Source organism: Delftia sp. 60, assembly GCF_002754395.1.
Classification (GTDB): Bacteria; Pseudomonadota; Gammaproteobacteria; order Burkholderiales; family Burkholderiaceae_C; genus Comamonas; species Comamonas acidovorans.
In genome coordinates this window covers 319,390-341,642 of sequence record NZ_PEFD01000001.1, presented here as the reverse complement: position 1 = coordinate 341,642, position 22,253 = coordinate 319,390, and the positions used below count along the sequence as shown (strand labels likewise).

The following is a 22,253-nucleotide window of genomic DNA, read 5'->3' as shown; positions in this document are numbered from 1 at the left end:
TCAGGGGAAATCGGGGGAACGCGGGGGAATTCGTGGACAGGGCCGGCGCCGGGATCAGCGCCGCACCTTGGACGCGAACAGGCCCTGGGGACGCAGCATCAGGATGAAGACGATCAGCGACAGCGTGATCACCTTGGCCATGGAGCCCGCGAGGAAGAACTCGGTGATGGACTGCGTCTGCGCAATGCCGAAGGCCGAGACCACGGTGCCCAGCAGGCTGGCCGCGCCGCCGAAGGTGACCACCAGGAAGGCGTCCACGATGTACAGCGAGCCCGAGGTGGGGCCGGTGGAGCCGATGGTGGTGAAGGCCGCGCCCGCCACGCCTGCGATGCCGCAGCCGATGGCAAAGGTCAGGCGGTCGGTCTTCTTGGTGTCGATGCCGATGGCATTGGCCATCACGCGGTTGCTGACCGTGGCACGCACGCGCAGGCCCCAGCGGCTCTTGTGCAGCGCGATCAGCACGCCGGCCGTGACCACCGCGGTCAGCGCCAGCACGAACAGGCCGTTGATGGGAATGTCCAGCCCCTCGGCCGGCGCCCACGAGCCCATCAGCCAGTCAGGCAGGGTGGGGCTGACTTCCTTGGGTCCGATGAAGGTGCGAAAGCACTGCTGCAGCGCCAGGCTCACGCCCCAGGTGGCCAGCAGCGTGTCCAGCGGCCGCTTGTAGAGGTGGCGGATCAGCCCCCACTCCACCAGCCAGCCGGCCGCGAAGGCGAACAGGAAGGCGGCCACGATGGCCAGCGGGAAGTAGTAGGGCATGAGCTCGGGCGCGTGCTGCGCCGTGAGCGTGGAGCCCAGGTAGATGGTGTAGGCGCCAATGGTCATGAACTCGCCATGCGCCATGTTGATCACGCCCATCTGGCCAAAGATGATGGCCAGGCCCAGGCCCATCAGCAGCAGCACGGCGAACAGGCTCAGCCCCGCGAAGCCCTGCATCAGGCCGATGTTCATCATGTCGGAAAAACTCATGGTGCTGCTCCTGCGCGCAAGCCAATCGGGAGTGGGGGAAACGGTTCACGCGGCGGCCCGCCCACCAGGCCGCAGGCCGCCACGCATCACCTGCCTGAACGGATCAGGACTTACTGGTAACCCTTGGGGAAGGGATCGGGTTTGATCAATTCCGGAGATTCCGAGACCACCTTGAACGTGCCGTCCGGCTGCCCCACGGCAATGCGCGACTTGCTCCACAGGTGGTGGTTGGCGTCCACCTTCACGTAGCCTTCGGGCGCGGTCTTGAGTTCCAGCCCCGGCGATGCGGCCACCACCTTGTCCACGTCGAAGCTCTTGGCCTTTTCCACGGCGGCCTTCCACAGCCAGGGGCCCAGGTAGCCGGCCTGGGTGACGTCGCCGATGACGGCATTGGGGCCGTACTTGGCCTTGAAGGCGGCCACGAACTTCTTGTTGTTCTCGTTGTCCAGCGTCTGGAAGTACTTCATCGAGGAGTAGAAGCCCGTGAAGTTCTCGCCGCCCACGCCGGTCATCTCGTCCTCGGTCACCGACAGCGTGACCAGCAATTGCTTGTCACCCGTGATGCCTGCGGCCTTGAGCGCCTTGTAGAAGGCCACGTTGGAGCCGCCCACCACGGCCACGAAGATGCAGTCCGGCTTTTGCAGCTTGATCTTGTTGACCAGCGAGCCGAAGTTGGTGCTGCCCAGCGGGTAGTACTCCTCGCCGACGACCTTGCCCTTCTGGAAGTTCTCGATGTGCTTGCGCGCGATCTTCATGGAGGTGCGCGGCCAGATGTAGTCCGAGCCGATCAGGAAGAAGGTCTTGGCCTTTTTCTCGGCCTTGGCCCAGTCCAGGCTGTACAGGATCTGCTGCGTGGCTTCCTGGCCCGTGTAGATCACGTTCTTGGACTGCTCCAGGCCTTCGTAGAAGGTGGGGTAGTACAGCAGGCCGTTTTCCTTCTCGAACACGGGCAGCACAGCCTTGCGCGAGGCGCTGGTCCAGCAGCCGAAGACGGCGGCGCAGCGGTCGTTGATGAGCAGTTTCTTGGACTTCTCGGCGAAGGTGGGCCAGTCGGAGGCGCCGTCTTCCTTGATCACGCGGATCTTGCGGCCCAGGATGCCGCCCATGGCGTTGATCTGGTCGATGGCCAGTTGCTCGGCCTGGATGGAGCCGGTCTCGGAGATCGCCATGGTGCCCGTGGCCGAGTGCAGCTGGCCCACGACGACTTCGGTGTCGGTCACGGCCAGCTTGGTGGTGTTGACCTGGGCCGTGGGCTGGGCGAAGGACCAGGCCGGCAGCCCGGCCACCGAGGCGGCGCCAAGCGCCTGCAGGACGCGGCGGCGGCCCATTTCCGTGCCGGGGGAACCAGGTGTGCGGGGGTCGGAGGGGTGGCTCATGGTGACTCTCCTGTAAGGATCGGTTGGGTGATCTGCAAGTGGCTGAAAACTGGCGTTGCGGTTACGGCTTGTTTCCGCGCTGGGTCCAAGATTAGGAAGAACCCTTGAAACCGCCCATACGTCAATTGACGTAGCCATCTGCGTACGCACCCCGCGCACTCCTCTTGAAAGCCGCGCCAGCATTGGCCCCGCACGTTTCTTGCTAGACCTGGGAATGCACTCCGCACCCCCGCCCGACAGCCCCGCCAGCACCTCGCCCGCGCCGCAGACCATCTTTCGGTTCCGGCGCGAATACAACGCCTGGGTGGCCGACGAGACCATGGAGGACTACGCGCTGCGCTACACGCCGCGCAGCTTCCGGCGCTGGAGCGAGTTCCGCGTGGCCAACACGGCCTTCGGCTCGCTGTCCTTCCTGGCGCTGGAGGCGATCGGCGGCGCCATTGCGCTGAACTACGGCTTTGCCAACGCCATGTGGGCCATCGTCACCGTGGGGCTGGTGATCTTCCTGACGGGGCTGCCCATCGCCGTCTGCGCCGCGCGCTACGGGCTGGACATGGACCTGCTGACGCGGGGCGCGGGATTCGGCTACCTGGGCTCGACCATCACCTCGCTGATCTACGCCGTCTTCACCTTCATCTTCTTTGCGCTGGAGGCGGCCATCATGGCGCTGGCCCTGCAGCTGGTGGTGGACTGGCCGCTGCAGTGGTGCTATGCGCTGTCGGCCCTGGTGGTGCTGCCGCTGGCCATGCGCGGCATCACGCTGATCTCGCGCCTGCAGGCCTGGACGCAGCCGCTGTGGCTGTTCCTGCTGGTGCTGCCCTTCGTGTGGATGGCGCTGTCCCAGCCCCAGCTGTACCGCGACTTCGCCAGCCTCACCGGCCTGCGCTCGGGCAGCAGCCAGTTCGATCCGCTGATGTTCGGCGCGGCGGCGGCCGTGATCTTCGCGCTGGTGGTGCAGATCGGCGAGCAGGTGGACTTCCTGCGCTTTCTGCCGCCGCGCACCCGGGCCAACCGCCTGCGCTGGTGGGGCGCGGTGCTGGTGGCCGGGCCGGGCTGGGCCGTGATGGGCATGCTCAAGATGGCGGGCGGCGCGTTTCTCGCCTTCGCGGCCATGCAGCTGGAAGGGGTGGACGCCTCGCGCGCGGCCGAGCCCACGCAAATGTTCCTGGCAGGCTTCCAGCAGGTGCTGCAGGCCCTGGGCCTGCCGGGGCTGGCCGTGGCGGTGACCGTGGTCTTCGTGGTCATCTCGCAGGTCAAGATCAACGTGACCAATGCCTACGCGGGGTCGCTTGCCTGGTCCAACTTCTTCGCGCGCATCACGCGCAGCCATCCGGGGCGCGTGGTCTGGATGGTGTTCAACGTGGTCATCGCCACCTTGCTGATGACGCTGGGCGTGTTCGGCGCGCTGGAGAAGGTGCTGACCATCTACAGCAACGTGGCCATCGCCTGGGTGGGTGCGCTGGTGGCCGACCTGGTCATCAACAAGCCGCTGGGACTGAGCCCGCCGGGCATCGAGTTCCGCCGCGCCCATCTGTACGACTTCAATCCCGTGGGCCCGGGCGCCATGCTGCTGGCCGCCGCCGTGGCCTGCTGCGCCTATGCGGGCCTGCTGGGCGAGACGGCGGCCGCGTTCTCGCCCTTCATCGCGCTGGCGCTGTCCATGCTGCTGTCGCCGCTGCTGGCCTGGCTGACGGGCGGGCGCTACTACCTGGCGCGGCCCGCAGGCAACCTGTGGAAGCCCGGCGAGACCGTGCGCTGCGCCGTCTGCCAGAAGCATTTCGAGTCCGAGGACATGGCGCACTGCCCCGCCTACGGCGCGCCCATCTGCTCGCTGTGCTGCTCGCTGGAGTCGCGCTGCCATGACCGCTGCAAGACCGGATCGCGCGCGGGCGAGCAGTTGCATGCGCTGGCCTCGGCCCTGCTGCCGCCGCGCTGGGCGACCAAGGTCAACTTCCGCGCGGGCCAGTACCTGGTGGTGATGCTGTCGCTGTGCGCGGTGACGGCCTTCATGGTGGGCGTGGTCTACATGCAGGAAAGCCTGCAGGCAGGCAGCGTCGATGGCGGCGCGCTGCGCATCCCCTTCCTCAAGGTCTTCGCGCTGCTGGCCCTGCTGTGCGCCGTGGCCGCCTGGTGGGTGGTGCTGAGCACGGACAGCCGGCGCATGGCGCAGGACGAGTCCGAGCGCCAGAACCAGCTGCTGCTGCAGGAGATCGCCGCCCACAAGCGCACCGATGCCGAGCTGCAGGCCGCCAAGGACCATGCCGAGCAGGCCAGCCAGGCCAAGACCCGCTACGTGGCGGGCATGACGCACGAGCTGCGCTCGCCGCTCAACAGCCTGCTGGGCTATACGCAGATCCTGCTCAAGAGCCCGCAGGTCGATGGCTGGGTGCGCGAGACCCTGTCCACCATGCAGCACAGCGGCCAGCACCTGCGCGCGCTGATCGACGAATCGCTGGAGCTGGCCAGCATCGAGGCCGGCCGCCTGCGCCTGGACCTCGCCCCCCTGCCCCTGCCCGCGCTGATCGACGGCATCGAGGCCATGATGCGGCCCCAGGCCCAGGCCAGGGGGCTGCAGTTCTCGGTCGAGACGCTGGGCACCATGCCGCGCTGGGTGCGGGCCGACGCCAAGCGGCTGCGCCAGATCCTGATCAACCTGCTGTCCAACGCCGTGCGCTTCACCCAGCACGGCGAGGTGCGGCTGCGCATGGACTTCAGGCCCCATGTCTCGCGCATCGAGGTCATCGATACCGGCATCGGGATCGAACCGCAGGACATGGAGCGCATCTTCGTGCCCTTCGAGCGCGGCAGCGCAGGGCGGCGCGTCAGCGAGGCGGGCACGGGCCTGGGGCTGACCATCACCCATCTGCTGACCGAGCTGATGGGCGGGCAGCTCACCCTGAGCAGCACGCCCGGCGAGGGCAGCTGCTTCACCGTGCGCCTGTACCTGCCCGAGATGGCGCCCGACGCGTCCTGGGTCCCTCCGGGCGCCGCCGCCACGCTGCACACCGTCATCGGCTATCTGCCGCCCCGGCGCACCCTGCTGGTGGTGGACGACCAGCCGCTGCAGCGCCAGCTGCTGGCCGGCCTGCTGCTGCCGCTGGGCTTCGAGATCCGCGAGGCCGCCAGTGGCCGCGAGTGCCTGGAGATCGTGGAGCAAAGCCCGCCCGACCTGGTGCTTCTGGACATCAGCATGGACGACCTGGACGGCTGGCAGACCGCCGCCCTGCTGCGCGCGCGCTGGGATGCGCAGCAGCTGCCCGTGGTCTTCGTCTCGGCCAACCTGTTCGACAACGACCCGCCGCGCCTGGCCGATGCGCGCTGCCAGGGCTTCGTCGCCAAGCCCGTGACCGAGTCCGAGCTGCTGCAGGTGCTCGAGCGCGTGCTGCGGCTGGAATGGGTGCATGACAACCGCCCGCTGCTGCTGCCGGCGCCGCGTGCAGAGCAGGCAGAGGCCAAGGCAGAGGAGGCGCCGGCAGCCGCCCCCTTCCCGCCCGATCTGCGTGAAGACCTGGCCCGGCTGGCGCGATCGGGCCAGGCCACCGCCCTGCGCGAGCGCCTGCGCCAGGCGCGCCAGCATGCGCCCGCGCATGCCGCGCTGCTCGATGCGCTGCAGGCCTGCGCGAACCGCTTCGACTTCGATGCGCTGGCGCGCATGCTGCCGCGGCCCGAGCAAGAGGATGAAGAAGACGAAGAAAGAGAGGAGACCGATGAATGAGAACCCGCAAAGGCCACAGATGACGACCGCCGACAGCAGCAGCCACCCCAGCCACCCCCCTCACAACGCCCACGTCATCCTTGTGGTGGACGACGCGCTGGACAGCCTGCGCATGCTGTGCGACGCGCTGGCCGCCGAAGGCTACGTGGTGCTCGCCGCCCGCGACGCCGACGAGGCCCTGCAGCGCTTCGCCCTCACCGTGCCCGACGGCGTGCTGCTGGACGCCGTCATGCCCGGCATGGACGGCTTCACGCTGTGCCGCACGCTCAAGGCCACGCCGGCCTGGGCCCATGTGCCCGTGGTGTTCATGACCGGCCTGTCGGACACGGACCAGATCATTCGCGGCTTTGCCAGCGGTGGCGTGGACTACGTGGTCAAGCCGCTGCGCATCCCCGAGGTGCTGGTGCGCCTGGCCACCCATGTGCGCAACGCCCGCGCCACGCGCCAGGCGCAGGAGGCCGTGGACGTGGCGGGGCTGGGCGTGGTGGTGCTCGACGGCCAGGGCCGCGTGGCCTGGCGCTCGCCCCAGGCATCGCGCTGGCTGGAGGAGGCCTTTGCGGACCAGCCCTTCCCGCTGGAGGCGGCCGGGGACTGGCTGGCCGGCGCACGCCAGCCGGATCAGCCCGGCCAGGCGGATCAGGAGGGCCAGCCCGCCCCCCAGGATCTGGCGCTGGCCCTGGCCGATGGCCGCCAGCTGCTGGCGCGCCACATGGGCGCCAGCGGCCTGGGGGAGTCGATGGTGCTGCTCAGCCACGAGGCGCCGCAGACGCCTGCCGCGCGCCGGCTGCAGCAGGTGGCGCTCACCCCGCGCGAGACCGAGGTGCTGTCATGGCTGAGCAAGGGCAAGACCAACCGCGACATCGCCGACATCCTGGGCATGAGCCCGCGCACGGTGAACAAGCACCTGGAGCACATCTTCGAGAAACTCGGCGTGGAGACCCGCACGGCCGCCGCCGCCGTGGCCGGTCAGTTGCTGCAGGCCGGCTCGCCCTGAGCACGCGGGGCCACCGCAGCGGATGCCGAGGCCGAGGCCGGCAGGCCGAACACATGGTCGAAGCACCAGTTGAAGACATAGGTGTAGACCAGGAAGAAGACCAGCAGACCGGCCTCCATCACCGTGGCCTCCCACAGCGTGACGCCGAACCACCAGGCCATCAGCGGGATCAGCACCATGGCCAGCCCGCCCTCGAAGCCCAGGGCGTGCACCACGCGGCGCATCACCGAGCGGCCCTTGACGCTCTGGCGCGCCTCCCATTGCTCGAACAGGTGGTTGAAGGTCAGGTTCCAGACGATGGCCAGCGTGGAGGCGGCAATCGCCATGCCGCCCGAATGCCCGGCGCTCTGGCCGATGGCCATGAACAGCAGGCTGGAGGCCGCGATGGCGATCAGTTCATACAGGGTCACGAAGACCACTTTGCGCTTGGGCCCCTGGAGGCCCTTTTTGTGTGTCTGCAAGGTCATAGGGGGCGCAGTTTATTTGTCCGGAATTGAACGTTAAAGTCAGATTCTTTCAATAAAACTGACAGGTTCCCGCCATGTCCTTTCCCGCTGACCAGGTGCCGCTGTTCCTTGCCGTGCTGGACCACGGTTCGTTTTCCGCCGCCGCACGCCGGCTGGGGCGGGTGCCCTCGGCCGTGAGCATGGCCATCGCCCAGTTGGAGGCAGAGCTGGACCTGCAGCTGTTCGACCGCAGCGGCCGCGAGCCCCGGCCCACGGCGGCGGCGCGCGCACTGGAGCCCCAGGCCCGGCTGCTGGCCGCCCAGCTGCAGCAGCTCAACCACCAGGCGCTGGCCCTGCACCAGGGACTGGAGGAGCGGCTGACCCTGGTGATCGCGCCCGAGCTGCTGTCCACGGCCTGGGCCGCGCCGCTGCAGCCGCTGGTCGAGGAATTCCCGGGGCTGGAGGTGGAGGTGCTGGTGGCCGCCCAGGTCGATGCGCTCAAGGAACTGCATTCGGGCCGCGCGCATCTGGCCCTGGTCTTCGAGCGCCCTGCCATCGACGGCCGCGAGGATTTCCAGGAGATGGGCCAGGAAACCATGGTCGCCGTGATGGCGGCCAGGCACCCGCTGGCCCGGCAACTGGGCGTGGATGGGCAGCAGCGCCTGGACGTGGGCCAGCTGGCCGGCGCGCGCCAGATCCTGCTGGCCAGCCGCGACCTGGCCCATACCGATCCGCGCTTCGTGATCTCGCACCAGCTGTGGCGTACGGACAGCCATCTGGCGGCCCTGTCGCTGGTCTCGGCCGGCCTGGGCTGGGGGTGGCTGCCCTTCAGCGTCGCCGAGCCCCTGCTGCAAACGGGCGCGCTGCTGCGCATCCCGCTGTGCAACATCAGCAACGGCACCCAGCTGTTCGTGGACTGGGTGTGGTCCAAGGAGCGCCCGCTGGGGCTGGCGGCGCGGCGGTTCGTGGAGCAGCTGCAGGTGCCGGTGCGGCTGGAGCCCAGGTGAGGCCTGCGGCTTTCGACCTGCAGGCAAGCCCTGCGCCTACACGCGGGAAACCGGCCGGTGCTTGCCGCCTGCAGGCAGGCCTGGGATAGTTGCGCAAGCGTCCGGCCGCCTCCTTCTTCTGGCTGGACATGGACCATCGAGAGGAACCCATGTTTCAAGATCACTTTGGGGGCAAGGCCCTTGTTGCACTGGCACTGGGTGCGGGACTGGCAGGCTGCGGCGGCGGGGGCGGCGGCTCCACGCCGGGCGACTCCATCACGACACAGCTGAGCCCCGCCTGCACGGGCGCCTCGTGCGGCGCGACCGACGCCATCACCTATTCCGGCCAGGGCGTCGGCGTCTGGAGCTACACCAACGCCACCGCCGCAGAGCAGCCCGTTGCCGTGGGCCTGCGCAATCTGGGCACCCGGCCCGTGACGCTGATCTATACCAACACCGGCGACGCCGCCGTGGCCCTGCCGCCCATCACGCTCACGCCGCCAGCCGCAGCGGCGCAGGGCATTGCGGCGCAACAGTCGCTGAGCGCTGCGCAACTGGTCAACCAGATCCCCCAGCGCGTACGTGACTTCAAGCCGAGCCTGCCCGCCCCGGTTGCAGGGCAGAGCGTGCAGCCCTCGCGCGCTGTGTCGGCGGCCGTGCTGCCCGTGGGCAGCCAGCGCAGCTGGTTCGTCAACACGGAAAGCCCCACGGTCGAGACGCGCAGCGCCACGCTGCGGCGCCAGACCACGGCGCCCACGCCCACGGGCACCCGCACCATCAACCTGTGGCTGGAAGACAGCGAGTACGGCGGCGCCAAGGTCAGCGACGCCCTGCTGGACACCGTGATACAGCGCTTTTCCAGCGGGCCGGATTCCGTGCACGCCCTGGTCACGGGGCTGGCGGGCCAGCCCTGGGGGCCCCAGGCCCACAGCGAGCTGATCGCGGCCGACCAGCCGATCGACATCGTGTTCGTGAACTTCACGCCCGACAGCCAGCCCTACGGCCTTCTGGGCTACTTCTGGGCCGTGAACAACTTCAAGCGCACGGCCGGCAACTCGCAGTTCCAGTACAGCAACGAATCGCTGTCGTTCTACATGGACACGGAAACGCTGTACCTGGGCGGCGCCAACGGGCTGACCACGCAGATCAGCACGCTGTCGCACGAGTTCATCCACATGATCAACTTCTACCAGCGCGGCGCGCTCAAGGGCTCGGACTACATGTTCGACACCTTCCTTGAAGAGATGTCGGCCCTGATGTCCGAAGACATCCTGGCCGAAAGACTCACACCCGGCACCAATCCCATGCGTGACGGCCGCATTACCGGCTGGATGTCCAAGCCCGGCTTCAACTGCGACCTGGCCAGCTGGGCCTCGGATGTCAACGCCACCTGCTTCGGCTACAACGTCACGGGCAGCCTGGGCGCCTATCTGCTGCGCCAGCACGGCGTGGGCTTCTACCAGCAGATGCTGAGGAACACCTCCTCGCCCGACTCGCTGCAGGTGCTAGGCAACGCCATTGCACAGGCCGGTGGCCCTCGTTGCCCGTCACGCTGCAGCGATGGGGTGCCAACATCGCCCTGCTGCCTTCCAGCGGCCCGGCCGGCTACGGCTGGCCCGCACGCACGGACCAGGGCTTTACCCTGGTGGGCATCGACGGCCAGCGCTATGCGGCTGCACGCCGCCTGCCCGCCACCGTGCCCGCCCAGCTCGCGGCGCGCGGCCACTTCCCCTTCGTACGCCAGCCGGACGCCCAGGGCCTGTACCAGGAGCAGTTGCGCGTTCCCGCCGGCACCACCCTCACCGCCATCGTGCAATGACCGCCATGACCCAGACATCCCATACCGCAGTCGCCCGGGCCCTGCCCCTGCTGCTGGCCGGCAGCCTGTCGCTGCTGGCCACGGCCTGCGCCGCGCCACCTCCACCTCCTGCAACCGCACCGGCGCCCGCTTCGGCATCGGCCGCGCCCGCCGCGCCGGATGCCGGCCAGCCCCTGACCCTGCAAGGCCGTCTGGTGCTGCGTGGCAATGCGCCCCATGAGCAGCCCGTGCTGCAGACCGCCTCCGGCGAGACCTGGCAGCTCAAGGGCCTGAGCGCCGAGCAGGTCACGCAGTGGCAGCGGCAGAACGTGGAGGTCCGGGGCCAGCCCGGCCCCAGGCCCGCCGCCGGCGCCGCGCCTTCGATGGCGCCGCCGCAACTGCAGGTGCAGTCCATTCGCGCCCAGCCCTGACCTTCCCCGCTCACCCACCGCTCAAGCCATGGACGCCTTCAACCCTTTCTCCAGCCGCGATGCGGCCGTGCAAAAGCTCTGGGAACAGTGGCAGCCGCGCTCCGCCAAGTCCGACAAGGACAAGCCCATCGCCCTGGCCGACTTCGACCCGGGCGCCAAGCCCTTTTCCAACGGCAACGGCAAGACCGAGGACAAGGCCGCCGTCGAGGCCCTGGCAGAAGAGATCGACGCGCTGCAGAACCTGCTGTACGCCGACCGCCGCTACAAGCTGCTGGTCGTGCTGCAGGGCACGGACACGGCGGGCAAGGACGGCACCATCCGTGGCGTCTTCGGCCGCACCAGCGCCCTGGGCATGAACGCCGTGGGCTGGAAGGCGCCAACCGATGCGGAGCGCGCGCACGACTACCTGTGGCGCATCCACCAGCGCGTGCCGGGCGCAGGCGAGATCACGGTCTTCAACCGCAGCCACTATGAGGATGTGCTGGTGCCCGTGGTCAACGGCTGGATCACGCCCGAGCAGCAGCGCCAGCGCTTTGCCCACATCAACGACTTCGAGCGCATGCTCAGCGAGACGGGCACCGTGGTCGTCAAGTTCCTGCTGCACATCAGCGCCGACGAGCAGCGCGCGCGCCTGCAGGAGCGCCTGGACGACCCGGCCAAGCACTGGAAGTTCGACGAGAACGACATGAAGGTGCGCACGCAGTGGAAGGAATACCAGCAGGCCTACGGCCAGTTGCTGGGTGCCACGCACACGCCCTGGGCGCCCTGGACCATCGTGCCGGCCGACTCCAAGACGCACCGCAACCTCATGATCGCCACCTTGCTGCGCGAGGTGATGCGCAACCTGGACCTGCGCTTTCCGCCCGGCGATCCGGCCCTCAAGGACTACAAGATCACCTGATCACTCGATGGCCTGCCTGAAGCCTCACAGCTGCAGGCGGGCCTCGGCGATGCCGTCCAGCTCGGCCACCACCAGGTCACCGGCCTGGGCAAAGGCCAGGCCATTCCACGTGCCCGTAGTCACCACCGTGCCTGCGGGCACGCTGCCATAGCGGCGCACCAGCTCCTGCAGCCAGCCGGCCAGCAGCCACAGCGGGTCGCTCAGCGGATGCGTTCCGGTGAACGCCTGCAGCGGCGCCGCGCCCACGCGCAGGCGGCAGACCTGGGCAGACCAGTCCCGCGGCGACTCGCGCGGCAGCAGCCGCGAAGCGTCCTGCCACGGCCCCAGCACCAGGGCGCCATGGCACAGGCCGTCGGCTGCCAGCAGCAGCGGCGGCGCCTTCAGGTGCTGGCGCCAGCGCGTATCCACTACCTCGATGGCGGCGGTGATGCCGTCAATCAGCTCCAGCCCATCGCCGGGCTGCAGCGCGGCAGCCATTTCGGCCGTCACCTCGCGGCCCAGGCGCAGGGCGATCTCGGCTTCGATGCCGCGCAGGTGCAGCGGCGCGCCGCCAGCGACCGAGGGGCTGGCCCAGACGCCTTCTTCGGGCAGCGGCGCATGGGTCAGCGGGGCATCGCGGCGCGGCGCGCCAGACTTCCAATAGCCCGGCACGCGACCTGGTCCCTGCTGGCTGCCAGCCACGCGCCAGCCCAGGGCGGGCGCCATGGCGGCCTGCACGGCCTGTGCATCTGCGGGCGTGCGCACCACGTCGGCCCAATCGTCGGCGTCCAGCAATTCGCCGCTGTGGCGTGCCTGGAGCAGCGCATGGGCCAAGGCTGTGGGAGTGCGGAGCGTATTCGTCATGGAGCGGCTTTCCTGGAGTGCATCGGTGGGTCTCAAGCGGCCCTGATTGTCCGCTGGACAAGGCTCTCCCAGGGTTATGCATTAAATGCATAAGGCTCTCGCTCATAAGGCGTTGGACAGCGCATAGCCCCGGGAATAAGCTCAAAACCCTCAGACAACTCTTGTGTGGAACCACCATGCAGCAACCCGCTTCGGCCGGCGTTACCAACCACGCCATCCCTTCCTACCTGCAGGCCGATCACCTCGGCCCCTGGGGCAACTACCTGCAGCAGGTCGATCGCGTCACGCCCTACCTGGGCCATCTCGCCCGCTGGGTCGAAACCCTCAAGCGCCCCAAGCGCATCCTGATCGTCGATGTGCCGATCGAGCTGGACAACGGCACCATCGCCCACTACGAAGGCTACCGCGTGCAGCACAACCTGAGCCGCGGTCCCGGCAAGGGCGGTGTGCGTTTCCACCAGGACGTGACCCTGTCCGAAGTCATGGCCCTGTCGGCCTGGATGTCGGTCAAGAACGCGGCCGTCAACGTGCCCTACGGCGGCGCCAAGGGTGGCATCCGTGTCGATCCCAAGACGCTGTCGCGCGGTGAGCTGGAGCGCCTGACGCGCCGCTACACCAGCGAGATCGGCCTGCTGATCGGCCCCTCCAAGGACATCCCCGCGCCTGACGTCAACACCAATGGCCAGATCATGGCCTGGATGATGGACACGTACTCCATGAACACCGGCGCCACCGCCACCGGCGTGGTCACGGGCAAGCCCGTGGACCTGGGCGGTTCGCTGGGCCGCGTCGAGGCCACCGGCCGCGGCGTGTTCACCGTGGGCGTGGAAGCGGCCAAGCTGACCGGCCTGTCGGTCCAGGGCGCGCGCATCGCCGTGCAGGGCTTCGGCAACGTGGGCGGCACGGCGGGCAAGCTGTTCGCCGACGTGGGCGCCAAGGTCGTGGCCGTGCAGGACCACACCGGCACCATCCACAACGCCAATGGCCTGGATGTGCCGGCCCTGCTGGCCCACGTGGCCGCCAAGGGCGGCGTGGGCGGCTTTGACGGCGCCGAGGCCATGGACGCTGCCGACTTCTGGAGCGTGGACTGCGACATCCTGATCCCCGCCGCACTGGAAGGCCAGATCACCAAGGACAACGCCGGCAAGATCAAGGCCAAGATGGTGATCGAGGGCGCCAACGGCCCCACCACCACCGAGGCCGACGACATCCTGACCGAAAAGGGCGTGCTGGTGCTGCCCGACGTGCTGGCCAACGCCGGCGGCGTGACGGTGAGCTACTTCGAATGGGTGCAGGACTTCTCCAGCTTCTTCTGGAGCGAGGACGAGATCAACGCCCGCCTGGTGCGCATCATGCAGGACGCCTTCGCGGCCATCTGGCAGGTCGCCCAGCAGCACGGCGTGACGCTGCGCACCGCCACCTTCATCGTGGCCTGCCAGCGCATCCTGCATGCGCGCGAGATGCGGGGACTGTATCCCTGATCACCCCCTGAGGCGCTGACGCGCCTTCCCCCTCTCTGCTTGCTTCGCAAGGGAGGGGGACGACACCCTCGCGGCGGGGCGGCCCTTGCTCGGTGTCCCTGACTTGGGCCGCGCCAGTTTTTGGCGCTGTGCACCACACGGTCAATGAAAGGCGCTTCGGCGCCTTTTTTGTTGTGGCCGCCTTTTCGGCAACGGGTTAGCACGCGTTCCAGTGGGCCTAAGCGCGGGTTTCCGAATGGCGAAGCGGATCTCCAGTCAAACCCTGGTGCCCTGGGGCCCAGGGTTTTCTATCGTTGCGGGCAGTGAACTGGAGACTGCCCATGACCGTCCGACGCAGCCTGCTGGCCCTGCTGGCCGCTTTGCCTTTTTTCTCCCTGGCTCCTGCCGCCGCGCTGGCGGCGGCCTGGCCTGAACGCCCCATCACCATCGTGGTGCCGGCCGCCGCTGGCGGCACCACGGACATTGCCGCGCGCGTGCTGGCCGAGAAGATGGGCAAGGACCTGGGCACCTCGGTGGTGGTGGAGAACAAGGGCGGTGGCGGCGGCAGCATCGGCACGGCCCAGGTGGCGCGCGCCAGGCCCGATGGCTACACGCTGCTGATGGGCAACATCGGCCCGGTGGCCATCAATTTCAGCCTGTACAAGCAGCTCAGCTACAAGGAAAGCGATCTGCGCGGCATCACCAATGTGATCTCCGTGCCCAACATCCTCGTGGTCCATGCCGATTCGCCCGTGCGCAGCGTGCGCGAGCTGGTGGAGCTGGCCAGGACCCGGCGCCTGAACGTGTCCACCTCGGGCGTGGGCCAGTCGCCGCACATGTCCTCGGAGATGTTCCGCCAGAAGGCCGGCATCGAGGTCACGCTCGTGCCCTTTCCCGGGGCCGCGCCTGCGGTCACGGCGCTGCTGGGCCAGCAGGTGGACTACATGATCGACAACCTGCCCAGCTCCATGCCGCACATCAGGAGCGGCAAGTTCCGCGCGCTGGCCATCACCAGCGCCACGCGCTCGGCCCAGTTGCCCGAGGTACCCACCATGACCGAGGCCGGCGTGCCCATGCAGGTCACGGCCTGGTTCGGCCTGCTGGCCCCTGCCGGCACGCCCGATGCCGTGGTCGAGCGCATCCAGCAGTCGGCCCGGCGCGCCATGCAGACGGCCGAGGTGCGCCAGCGCTTTGCCGACCTGGGCGGCGTGCCCGGTGGCGAGACACCGGCCGAGTACGACGCCTTCATCGCCCAGGAACGCAAGAGCTGGGCTCAGATCGTCAAGGCCGCAGGTCTGTCGCTGGAATAGTTCTCCCCACTCGCCCCTCCCATGCAAGAAGACATCGCCTCCCTGCTGCGCCAGCCCTTTGGCTCGCTGCCCGAACTCGTCGCGCTGCAGGCCAGCCAGCGTCCCCGCCACACCGCCCTGGCCATGGACGGCCGCAGCCTCCACTACGCCGCGCTGCGCCTGGGCATGGACCGCGTGGCCCTGCGCCTGCAACGCCAGGGCCTGGGCCCCGGCGGCGTGGTGGCCATCTGCGCGGGCAGCTCGCCCGAGTACGTGCTGGCCTTCCTGGGCGCGCTGCGCGCGGGCGTGGCCGTGGCGCCGCTGGCCCCGTCGGCCACCGCCGGCCACCTGAGCGCCATGCTGGACAACTGCGGCGCCCGGCTGGTGCTGCGCGACGCGGACACCGCAGCGCAATGGCCGCTGCAGGCCGGACAGGATCTGCAATGCGTGGCCCTGGACGGCGCTGTCGAAGCCGGCATGCCGTGGTCGCAATGGCTGGCTGCGGACGAAGCGGACCATGGCACGGCACCCACGCCCATCCACCCCCAGCCCGACTGGCCCTTCAACGTCATCTACTCCTCGGGCACCACAGGCGTGCCCAAGGGCATCGTCCAGTCCTGGGCCATGCGCTGGGCCCATGTGCAGCGCGCCATCCACAACGGCTACGGGCCCGATGCCGTCTCGCTGTGCGCCACGCCGCTGTACTCCAACACCACCTTGGTCGCGGCCCTGCCCACCCTGGGGCTGGGCGGCACCCTGGTGCTGATGCGCAAGTTCGACGCGGCGCATTACCTGGAACTGGCCGAGCGCCACCGTGCCACCCACACCATGCTCGTGCCCGTGCAGTACCAGCGGCTGATGCAGTGCCCGGGGTTCGACGGCGCCGACCTGAACCGTCTGCGGCACAAGTTCTGCACCAGCGCACCGTTCCATCCCGCGCTCAAGGCCGAGGTGCTGCGCCGCTGGCCCGGACGGCTCATCGAGTACTACGGCATGACCGAAGGCGGCGTGCGCTGCGAGCTGCACTGCCATGACTTCCCCGACAAGCTGCACACCGTGGGGAGGCCGGGACCGGGCGCCGACATCCGCTTCATCGATGAGCAGGGCCGCGAACTGCCGCCCGGCGAGCAGGGCGAGATCGTGGGCCGCTCGGCCGGGATGATGAGCGGCTACCACCGCCTGCCCGACAAGACGCAGGAGGCCGAATGGTTCGATGCCCAGGGCCTGCGCTTCATCCGCAGCGGCGACGTGGGCCGCCTGGACGAGGACGGCTTCATCGTGCTGGGCGACCGCAAGAAGGACATGATCATCACCGGCGGCTTCAACGTCTACCCGAGCGACATCGAGTCCGTGCTGCTGCAGCACCCGCAGGTGGCCGAATGCGCGGTGATCGGCGTGCCCTCCGATGCTTGGGGCGAGACCCCCGTGGCCTACGCCGTGGCGCGCCCCGATGCCACACCCTCGGCCGCCGAGCTGCGCGAATGGCTCAACGCCCGCGTGGGCAAGACCCAGCGCGTGGCCGAGCTGCGGCTGGCCGCCAGCCTGCCGCGCAGCGAGATCGGCAAAGTGCTCAAGCGCGCGCTGCGCGAGCAGTACCAGGCCGGCGCCCTGTCCTCTTCATGAAACGGAGTCCTCCCATGCCCATGCCCATGCACCCACTCCCGCGCCGCCGCCTGCTGTCCTGCCTGGCCCTGGCGACCTGCGCCCTGCTGGCCCCGGCCACCCATCTCGCCCATGCTGCCGAGGCCTGGCCTGCCAAGCCCATACAGCTGGTCATTCCCTATCCACCCGGCGGCAGTGCCGACCTGCTGGGCCGCCCTCTGGCCGTGCAGCTGCAGCAGCAGCTGGGCCAGCCCGTGGTGCTGGAATACAAGCCCGGCGCAGGCGGCACGCTGGCCTCGCAATACGTGGCGCGCGCCAGGCCCGATGGCTACACCGTGCTCATGGTGCTGGCTGCCCATGCCATCAACGACAGCCTCTATCCCAAGCTGCCCTACGACACCCGCCGCGACTTCGCGCCCGTGTCTTTGGTGGCCAACCTGCCCATGGTGGTTGCGGCCAGCAGCAAGCTGCCGGCAAAGAACATCCAGGAACTCATCCAGGCCGCCAAGGCCAACCCCGGCAAGCTCACCTTCGGCTCGGCGGGCAACGGCAACACGGGGCATCTTGCGGCCGAGTACTTCGGCTCCATGGCAGGCGTGCGCATGACCCATGTGCCCTACAAGGGCAGCGCGGGCGTGGTCAACGCCATGCTGGCCGGCGACATCGACCTGACCTTCGACAGCATCTCCACCTCCATGCCCACATCCGCAGCGGGCGCATGCACGCGCTGGCCGTCACCAGCCCGCAGCGCTCGGCGCTGGCGCCCGAGGTGGCCACCATCCAGGAGCAGGGCATCGCAGGCTTCGACGTGACCGGCTGGTACGCCGCCATCGCGCCGGCCGGCACGCCCGCCGAAGCCACCCAGCGCCTGAGCCGCGAGATCGCCACCGCCCTGCGCCAGCCCGCGCTGCAGGCCCAGCTGGCCGCCGGCGGCTACGAGCCCGTGGGCTCCACGCCCGAGGCGCTGCAGGCGCATATCGACAAGGAAATCACGCGCTGGGCCACTGTCGTCAAATCGACAGGTGCACGGGTGGATTGAGTCATGCCGATGCGATGATTGCCCGCATGAATACACCCATCAAAGACCACCCGGCCAACCCCTTCGAAGGCGAGGCGCCCGGCATCCTCTTCGGCCTGCCCATGCCCATGGCCCGCGCCATGAAGCTCAGCGGTGAACGCATTGGCGAGGACCGCGCCCAGATCCGCATGGGCTTTCAACCGGACCAGGCCAACAGCCGCGGCGACGTGCACGGCGGCGCCATCGCCTCGCTGCTGGACTGCGCCCTGGCCTCGGCCTGCCGCTCGCATGACCCCACGGCCTTCGGCGTGGCTACCATCGACCTCACGCTGCACTACGTCTCGGCCGGCAGCGGCGATCTCATCGCCACCGCCCACTGCGAGCGGCGCGGCCGCTCCATCAGCTTCGCGCGCGGGGAAGTGCGCTCCGAGGATGGCACCCTGGTGGCCCTGGCCACGGGGACGTTCAAGCTGATGGCGCGTGGCGGGGCTCAGGCCTGAGGCGCAAGGTGTCAGTCCCTGACCAGAGCGTTTTGGCCATGACCTGCATCCGTGCCATGGTCTTGCGGCCCATTTCCGTGCTTTGTTTGGCATGGGGTCTCGGCACATCGGTCTGTGCGCACGCCGACACCCGGTTGACACGCCCGACGGCAGACTCTCAGCGGTTGATCATCGAGAACAACAACCTGACGGCGCAGGCATTCTTTTCGGCTTACATGAGCAAGGAAGTGCCGGAAAGAAGGTATGCAGAGATGTACCTGCTCGGCGTTCTCGACGCAACGGAAGGCCGGGCCTGGTGTGACTACCGGCACCTCAAGACCATCACTCTGGCAGAGGTGCTGCACAGCAGTTTGCGAAGCATGGATGCCAGACAGCGCGCAACTCGGGCTGCCCACGTCATCACCGACATTCTCGCCAAACAGTTTCCCTGCCAAGCTGGGCCTCAATGAAACCCTCCCGCATGAGGCCGAAAATCCGGCGCTTGGTGCTGACCATCGGCCTGACAGGCGCAGCACTGGCGCAGGCAGCCCCTGACGCAGGGCTTGTGGGTCTGCTGGATGCACGCCGACCCGATACCGCCAACCTGTCATCGGAAGAACCACGGCCATCAACGGCCCACGGCCTTACATCCGTCTCTTGCCCGAGCCCAGCCAGACACCCGAATGCTGCGTCACCGCAGGCCAACCGGCGGAAAGTGGCATCCTGCGCTACCAGGGCAAAAAGGACACGGAGGCTGTTGCAGCGGCTGCACGTGCGGCGTTGTTCATGCCGCCCGTCGCCGAGGGATTCATTGGCCTGCAACTGGCCGAGGGTGCGAGAGTCCGGGTGCTGGGTCCGCAGCGCCTGCTTGTCTGGTGGCCGGATCGGCCGGGGTGACGCGGGTGGATCACTGCCTGTCCCGCGAAGGCCTGCATGTGCAGTGGCGTGAGCAGGTGGCAAGTGGAAGATGGGCAAGCGCGCAGCACTACTACCTGCCGCTGGGCATGGACGTGGAGCCCGACTGCTCCCCATCTGCCCAATAGCGCGCGCCGGGTCTTGCCCCCAGATCGCGGCGCGCACAAGGAAAGCGCATGCCGCGCTTTCCTTTTCACTCAAGCGGTCAGAGCCGCTTTTCCTTGGCCTCGATCAGCTTTTGCATCAGTTCGCAGACCTGCCTGGCCTGCTCCTGCGTGATGTCGATGTTCTCGATCACCGAGCGCTTGAACTGGATGCCGTTGACTGCGCCGCTGTTCTCGATGAAGCCCAGCGTCAGGGTACGGTTCAGGAAGTAGATGACGGCCGCGATGCCCCAGCCGATCAGCATGACCACCAGGCCTGCAAAAAAGCTCTGGGCCATCATGGACCCGCCCATGAACAGGGACAGAGCACCGATGCCCAGCGCCGTCTTCCAGGGCTTGTGATAGCCGTAGTAGGTGGAGCAGATGCCCTGCAGCGGGATCAGGCGCGACTGGGTGCCCGACAGCGAGGCGCTGCTGAACTCCAGGCGCTCGCTGCCCACGCGGATGGTGGTGGTGGGATCGATGTTGACCTTGGACAGGATCCAGGCGACCAGGCCGCCTTCGCGGCCTGTGATGGCAATGTGGTTGCCCTTGTCGTCTATGGGTTGCTCGCTGGCCTTCCAGGCCTTGATGACCAATGCACTCACGGTAATACCCTCTCTTGAATGTTTGAGAAACCACGGGCTGTCCCGTCATGGCATTGCACCACCGGGGCCGCCTGAGGAGGGGCGATTACAGCACAGGGCATGAGTGCAGCCCTGGGCAACCAGGGCCGCTGTGCGCCATCAGCCAGGTTGCACCCCCGCCGACTGCAGCAGCCGCCCCCAGACCGGAGCCTCTTGCGCCCAGGCCTTGCCGAAGCGCTGAGGGCTGTCGTCATCGACAGGGACGAAGCCGGCCGCGATGATGCGGGCCGTGCCTTCGCGGCTGGCCACGGCGCGGTTGGAGATCTCGCCCCATTGCCGCGTGAGGTCGGCCGGCAGGCCCCTGGGGCCGGCGATGGCCAGCCAGCCGGACAGTTCCATGGCCTCGTGGCGGTAGCCGGCCTCGGCAAAGGTGGGCACCTCGGGCAGCAGGGGCACGCGGCGCGTGCCGGTGACGGCCAGGGCGCGCAGCTTGCCTGCATCGATGTGGGGCTTGAGCGTGAGCAGGCTGCCCATGCCGATGGGGATGCGCCCGCCCAGCATGTCCTGCACCATCAGCGCCTCGCCCCGGTAGGCTGCATGCGCCATGCCGGCACCGGCCATGTCGCTGAGCACGGCGCAGGCCAGGTGGCCGTGCGAGCCTATGCCGTAGGAGCCATACGAGAGCTTGCCCGCGTTGGCCTGGGCCCAGGCCATGAATTCGCGCAGGTTGGTGGCGGGCACGTCGGCCGTGACCACCAGGGCGATGGGCGCCATGCACACGCGCGACAGGGGCGTGAGGTCGGTCAGCGGGTCGTAGGCGGTCTTCTTGTAGAGGTATTTGTTGGTGAGCATGGTGGAGGTGGTGCCCAGCAGCAGGGTGAGCCCGTCGGGCGGGGAGCGGACCACCATCTCGCCGCCGATCAGTCCGGCCGCACCGGGCTTGTTGTCCACCACCACGGTCTGGCCCAGCTGCTGGGCCATGCGCTCGCCCAGGATGCGCGCAATCACGTCGGTGGCGCCGCCCGCCGCAAAGGGCACGACGATGCGCACGGGCCGTGTGGCAAAGCCGGCCTGCGCCAGCACGCTGGCGGGCCCTGCCGCCACGGCGCCGGCCGCCAGGGCCAGCGCCTGGCGCCGATTCAATCGGTTATCCATTCGGTCATCAAGTCGGTCATTCAATTGGCCGTTGAATCCGCTGTTCGATGCCGTCCCCGAGATCACTGCCATCACACGCTCCTTTGCCTGGGTGCCACCATGGACGGAGACACCGGATCAAGAAACCGCCGTCTCGAAATCAATCGAGTTGGCCAAGCGTATTCGAGGCAGATGGATTCACCATCAGGGAAATCATTGGATGCTTGCGCCAGAATCAGAAAATTCTTGGCGCAAAACGGCCTTTCAGTCTCATTTTCATCAAGATCGTGCTGCAGATCTCTGTTGCGCCCAGGCATGGCGCAGCAGCACCTGTTCGGCCTGCTTGAGCACGGGCGCATCGACCATGCGGCCGTCCAGCACGCAGACGCCGCCTCCGGCCTCGGCCAGGGCCTGGCGCAGGCGCTGCGCGTGGGCCACGGCCGCTGCATCGGGGTCGAAGACGGCGTGCAGGGGCTGCACCTGGGCCGGGTGGATGCACAGCTTGCCGCCAAAGCCCATGCGCCGCGCGCGTGCCGCGTCCTGGGCCAGCCGCTCGGGGTTGCGCGTGTCCACCGTCACGCCGTCCACGGCCGCGCCGATGCCGGCGCGGCGCGAGGCCAGGACCAGGGCCATGCGCATGGGCAGCAGCTCTTCCTCGCCCTGCTCGCAGGCCATGCCCGCGTCGACCTGGAAGTCCAGGTGGCCGAAGGCCAGGCGCACCACCTGGGGCGCGGCAGCCAGGGCGTCGGCCGCGTCCAGGCCGGCCACGCTTTCGATGAGGGGCAGCACGGCTGCCCGTGCGCCCGCAGCCTGGGCCACCGCATGCAGGGTCTGGGCGTGCTCGGCCTTGGAGACCATGGCGCCGGCCACGCCCTGCTCCACCAACTGCGCCAGCGCGCACAGGTCATCCGCATGCCAGGGCGTGCCTTCGGCGTTGATGCGCACCAGCAGGCGGGCACGGGCCGGGCCTTGCAGCGCACCCACGGCCTGGGCCAGCGCCTGGCGGGCGCCGTCCTTGTCGGCCGGGGCCACGGCGTCCTCCCAGTCGGCGATGACCATGTCGGCGCCGCTGTCCAGGGCCTTGCCCAGGCGCTCGGGCCGCGTGGCGGGGACGAAGAGAAAGGAAGTGGCCTGTCGCGCCAGATCGTGCATGCGGATGTCCTTGGG

Annotated in this window: 18 protein-coding genes and 2 pseudogenes; 13 read left to right on the top strand and 7 right to left on the bottom strand. The window is 68.6% G+C overall.

Annotation, left to right across the window (positions count from 1 at the left end):
- Positions 1-54: 54 nt before the first annotated feature.
- A complete protein-coding gene (gene urtB / locus CLV01_RS01490; protein ID WP_012202160.1) occupies positions 55-969 on the bottom strand; it encodes an urea ABC transporter permease subunit UrtB in 915 nt (304 codons plus the stop codon).
- A gap of 110 nt (positions 970-1,079) precedes the next feature.
- Entirely contained in the window at positions 1,080-2,345 is a 1,266-nt protein-coding gene (gene urtA, locus CLV01_RS01485) for an urea ABC transporter substrate-binding protein (protein WP_012202159.1), read from the bottom strand.
- A 214-nt stretch (positions 2,346-2,559) separates the two neighbouring features.
- On the opposite strand from urtA, the gene CLV01_RS01480 reads away from it, so the two are divergent.
- Positions 2,560-6,060, top strand: coding sequence for a hybrid sensor histidine kinase/response regulator (locus tag CLV01_RS01480; RefSeq protein ID WP_099732521.1), 3,501 nt, complete (start codon positions 2,560-2,562; stop codon positions 6,058-6,060).
- A 19-nt stretch (positions 6,061-6,079) separates the two neighbouring features.
- A complete protein-coding gene (locus tag CLV01_RS01475; RefSeq protein WP_034397700.1) occupies positions 6,080-7,054 on the top strand; it encodes a response regulator transcription factor in 975 nt (324 codons plus the stop codon).
- Here the strand turns inward: CLV01_RS01475 and CLV01_RS01470 are convergent.
- Positions 7,027-7,521 (bottom strand): PACE efflux transporter, encoded by a 495-nt coding sequence (locus tag CLV01_RS01470; protein WP_012202156.1) that lies wholly within the window; start codon positions 7,519-7,521, stop codon positions 7,027-7,029. The genes CLV01_RS01475 and CLV01_RS01470 overlap by 28 nt on opposite strands.
- A gap of 74 nt (positions 7,522-7,595) precedes the next feature.
- On the opposite strand from CLV01_RS01470, the gene CLV01_RS01465 reads away from it, so the two are divergent.
- The 5 genes and pseudogenes from CLV01_RS01465 (at position 7,596) to CLV01_RS01450 (ending at position 11,616) form a co-directional block, all read left to right on the top strand.
- Positions 7,596-8,507, top strand: coding sequence for a LysR family transcriptional regulator (locus CLV01_RS01465; RefSeq protein WP_099732522.1), 912 nt, complete (start codon positions 7,596-7,598; stop codon positions 8,505-8,507).
- Between the two features lie 128 nt (positions 8,508-8,635).
- Positions 8,636-9,955: pseudogene (locus tag CLV01_RS01460) on the top strand (M30 family zinc metallopeptidase); the annotation flags it as partial.
- A 71-nt stretch (positions 9,956-10,026) separates the two neighbouring features.
- Positions 10,027-10,305, top strand: coding sequence for a M30 family zinc metallopeptidase (locus CLV01_RS29360; protein ID WP_257221564.1), 279 nt, complete (start codon positions 10,027-10,029; stop codon positions 10,303-10,305).
- A gap of 194 nt (positions 10,306-10,499) precedes the next feature.
- Positions 10,500-10,715 carry a hypothetical protein gene (locus tag CLV01_RS29355; RefSeq protein ID WP_257221168.1) on the top strand — a complete coding sequence of 72 codons (216 nt, stop codon included), beginning with the start codon at positions 10,500-10,502 and terminating at the stop codon, positions 10,713-10,715.
- Between the two features lie 28 nt (positions 10,716-10,743).
- Positions 10,744-11,616 (top strand): PPK2 family polyphosphate kinase, encoded by an 873-nt coding sequence (locus tag CLV01_RS01450; protein WP_099732524.1) that lies wholly within the window; start codon positions 10,744-10,746, stop codon positions 11,614-11,616.
- A gap of 24 nt (positions 11,617-11,640) precedes the next feature.
- On the opposite strand, the gene CLV01_RS01445 is transcribed toward CLV01_RS01450, so the two are convergent.
- Positions 11,641-12,459, bottom strand: a complete 819-nt coding sequence (locus CLV01_RS01445; RefSeq protein ID WP_099732525.1) for a fumarylacetoacetate hydrolase family protein — start codon at positions 12,457-12,459, stop codon at positions 11,641-11,643.
- Positions 12,460-12,635: 176 nt separating this feature from the next.
- Here CLV01_RS01445 and CLV01_RS01440 point away from each other — a divergent pair, with 176 nt between their 5' ends.
- The 6 genes and pseudogenes from CLV01_RS01440 to CLV01_RS01415 all read left to right on the top strand — a co-directional run bounded on the left by CLV01_RS01440 (position 12,636) and on the right by CLV01_RS01415 (position 18,777).
- The gene (locus CLV01_RS01440) at positions 12,636-13,940 is read left to right on the top strand and encodes a Glu/Leu/Phe/Val family dehydrogenase (RefSeq protein ID WP_013800098.1); all 1,305 of its coding nucleotides are present in this window, start codon (positions 12,636-12,638) and stop codon (positions 13,938-13,940) included.
- Positions 13,941-14,260: 320 nt separating this feature from the next.
- Entirely contained in the window at positions 14,261-15,229 is a 969-nt protein-coding gene (locus CLV01_RS01435) for a Bug family tripartite tricarboxylate transporter substrate binding protein (protein WP_012202149.1), read from the top strand.
- Positions 15,230-15,250: 21 nt separating this feature from the next.
- Positions 15,251-16,831 (top strand): class I adenylate-forming enzyme family protein, encoded by a 1,581-nt coding sequence (locus CLV01_RS01430; RefSeq protein ID WP_099732526.1) that lies wholly within the window; start codon positions 15,251-15,253, stop codon positions 16,829-16,831.
- 20 nt (positions 16,832-16,851) lie between these two features.
- Positions 16,852-17,849, top strand: a pseudogene (locus tag CLV01_RS01425) (tripartite tricarboxylate transporter substrate binding protein).
- 26 nt (positions 17,850-17,875) lie between these two features.
- On the top strand, positions 17,876-18,328 hold the full coding sequence (locus CLV01_RS01420) for a PaaI family thioesterase (protein ID WP_043783107.1): 453 nt from the start codon (positions 17,876-17,878) through the stop codon (positions 18,326-18,328).
- Between the two features lie 38 nt (positions 18,329-18,366).
- The gene (locus tag CLV01_RS01415; RefSeq protein ID WP_012202145.1) at positions 18,367-18,777 is read left to right on the top strand and encodes a Rap1a/Tai family immunity protein; all 411 of its coding nucleotides are present in this window, start codon (positions 18,367-18,369) and stop codon (positions 18,775-18,777) included.
- A gap of 650 nt (positions 18,778-19,427) precedes the next feature.
- Here the strand turns inward: CLV01_RS01415 and CLV01_RS01405 are convergent.
- From CLV01_RS01405 to CLV01_RS01395, 3 genes are all read right to left on the bottom strand, one after another.
- Positions 19,428-19,973: a hypothetical protein gene (locus CLV01_RS01405; protein ID WP_012202143.1), complete on the bottom strand. Its 546-nt coding sequence runs from the start codon at positions 19,971-19,973 to the stop codon at positions 19,428-19,430.
- A 138-nt stretch (positions 19,974-20,111) separates the two neighbouring features.
- The gene (locus tag CLV01_RS01400; protein ID WP_099732528.1) at positions 20,112-21,179 is read right to left on the bottom strand and encodes a Bug family tripartite tricarboxylate transporter substrate binding protein; all 1,068 of its coding nucleotides are present in this window, start codon (positions 21,177-21,179) and stop codon (positions 20,112-20,114) included.
- Positions 21,180-21,365: 186 nt separating this feature from the next.
- Positions 21,366-22,238: an HpcH/HpaI aldolase/citrate lyase family protein gene (locus CLV01_RS01395; RefSeq protein WP_099732529.1), complete on the bottom strand. Its 873-nt coding sequence runs from the start codon at positions 22,236-22,238 to the stop codon at positions 21,366-21,368.
- Between the last annotated feature and the right edge of the window lie 15 nt (positions 22,239-22,253).

Excerpts from the sequence above, each read along its gene's own strand:
- CLV01_RS01400 (WP_099732528.1), bottom strand. The coding sequence starts at position 21,179 with ATGGCAGTGATCTCGGGGACGGCATCGAACAGCGGATTCAACGGCCAA.
- CLV01_RS01415 (WP_012202145.1), top strand. The coding sequence starts at position 18,367 with ATGACCTGCATCCGTGCCATGGTCTTGCGGCCCATTTCCGTGCTTTGT.
- CLV01_RS01445 (WP_099732525.1), bottom strand. The coding sequence starts at position 12,459 with ATGACGAATACGCTCCGCACTCCCACAGCCTTGGCCCATGCGCTGCTC.
- CLV01_RS01440 (WP_013800098.1), top strand. The coding sequence starts at position 12,636 with ATGCAGCAACCCGCTTCGGCCGGCGTTACCAACCACGCCATCCCTTCC.
- CLV01_RS01420 (WP_043783107.1), top strand. The coding sequence starts at position 17,876 with ATGAATACACCCATCAAAGACCACCCGGCCAACCCCTTCGAAGGCGAG.
- CLV01_RS01435 (WP_012202149.1), top strand. The coding sequence starts at position 14,261 with ATGACCGTCCGACGCAGCCTGCTGGCCCTGCTGGCCGCTTTGCCTTTT.
- CLV01_RS01395 (WP_099732529.1), bottom strand. The coding sequence starts at position 22,238 with ATGCACGATCTGGCGCGACAGGCCACTTCCTTTCTCTTCGTCCCCGCC.
- CLV01_RS01480 (WP_099732521.1), top strand. The coding sequence starts at position 2,560 with ATGCACTCCGCACCCCCGCCCGACAGCCCCGCCAGCACCTCGCCCGCG.
- CLV01_RS01430 (WP_099732526.1), top strand. The coding sequence starts at position 15,251 with ATGCAAGAAGACATCGCCTCCCTGCTGCGCCAGCCCTTTGGCTCGCTG.
- CLV01_RS01475 (WP_034397700.1), top strand. The coding sequence starts at position 6,080 with ATGACGACCGCCGACAGCAGCAGCCACCCCAGCCACCCCCCTCACAAC.
- CLV01_RS01470 (WP_012202156.1), bottom strand. The coding sequence starts at position 7,521 with ATGACCTTGCAGACACACAAAAAGGGCCTCCAGGGGCCCAAGCGCAAA.
- CLV01_RS01450 (WP_099732524.1), top strand. The coding sequence starts at position 10,744 with ATGGACGCCTTCAACCCTTTCTCCAGCCGCGATGCGGCCGTGCAAAAG.
- CLV01_RS01465 (WP_099732522.1), top strand. The coding sequence starts at position 7,596 with ATGTCCTTTCCCGCTGACCAGGTGCCGCTGTTCCTTGCCGTGCTGGAC.
- urtB (WP_012202160.1), bottom strand. The coding sequence starts at position 969 with ATGAGTTTTTCCGACATGATGAACATCGGCCTGATGCAGGGCTTCGCG.
- urtA (WP_012202159.1), bottom strand. The coding sequence starts at position 2,345 with ATGAGCCACCCCTCCGACCCCCGCACACCTGGTTCCCCCGGCACGGAA.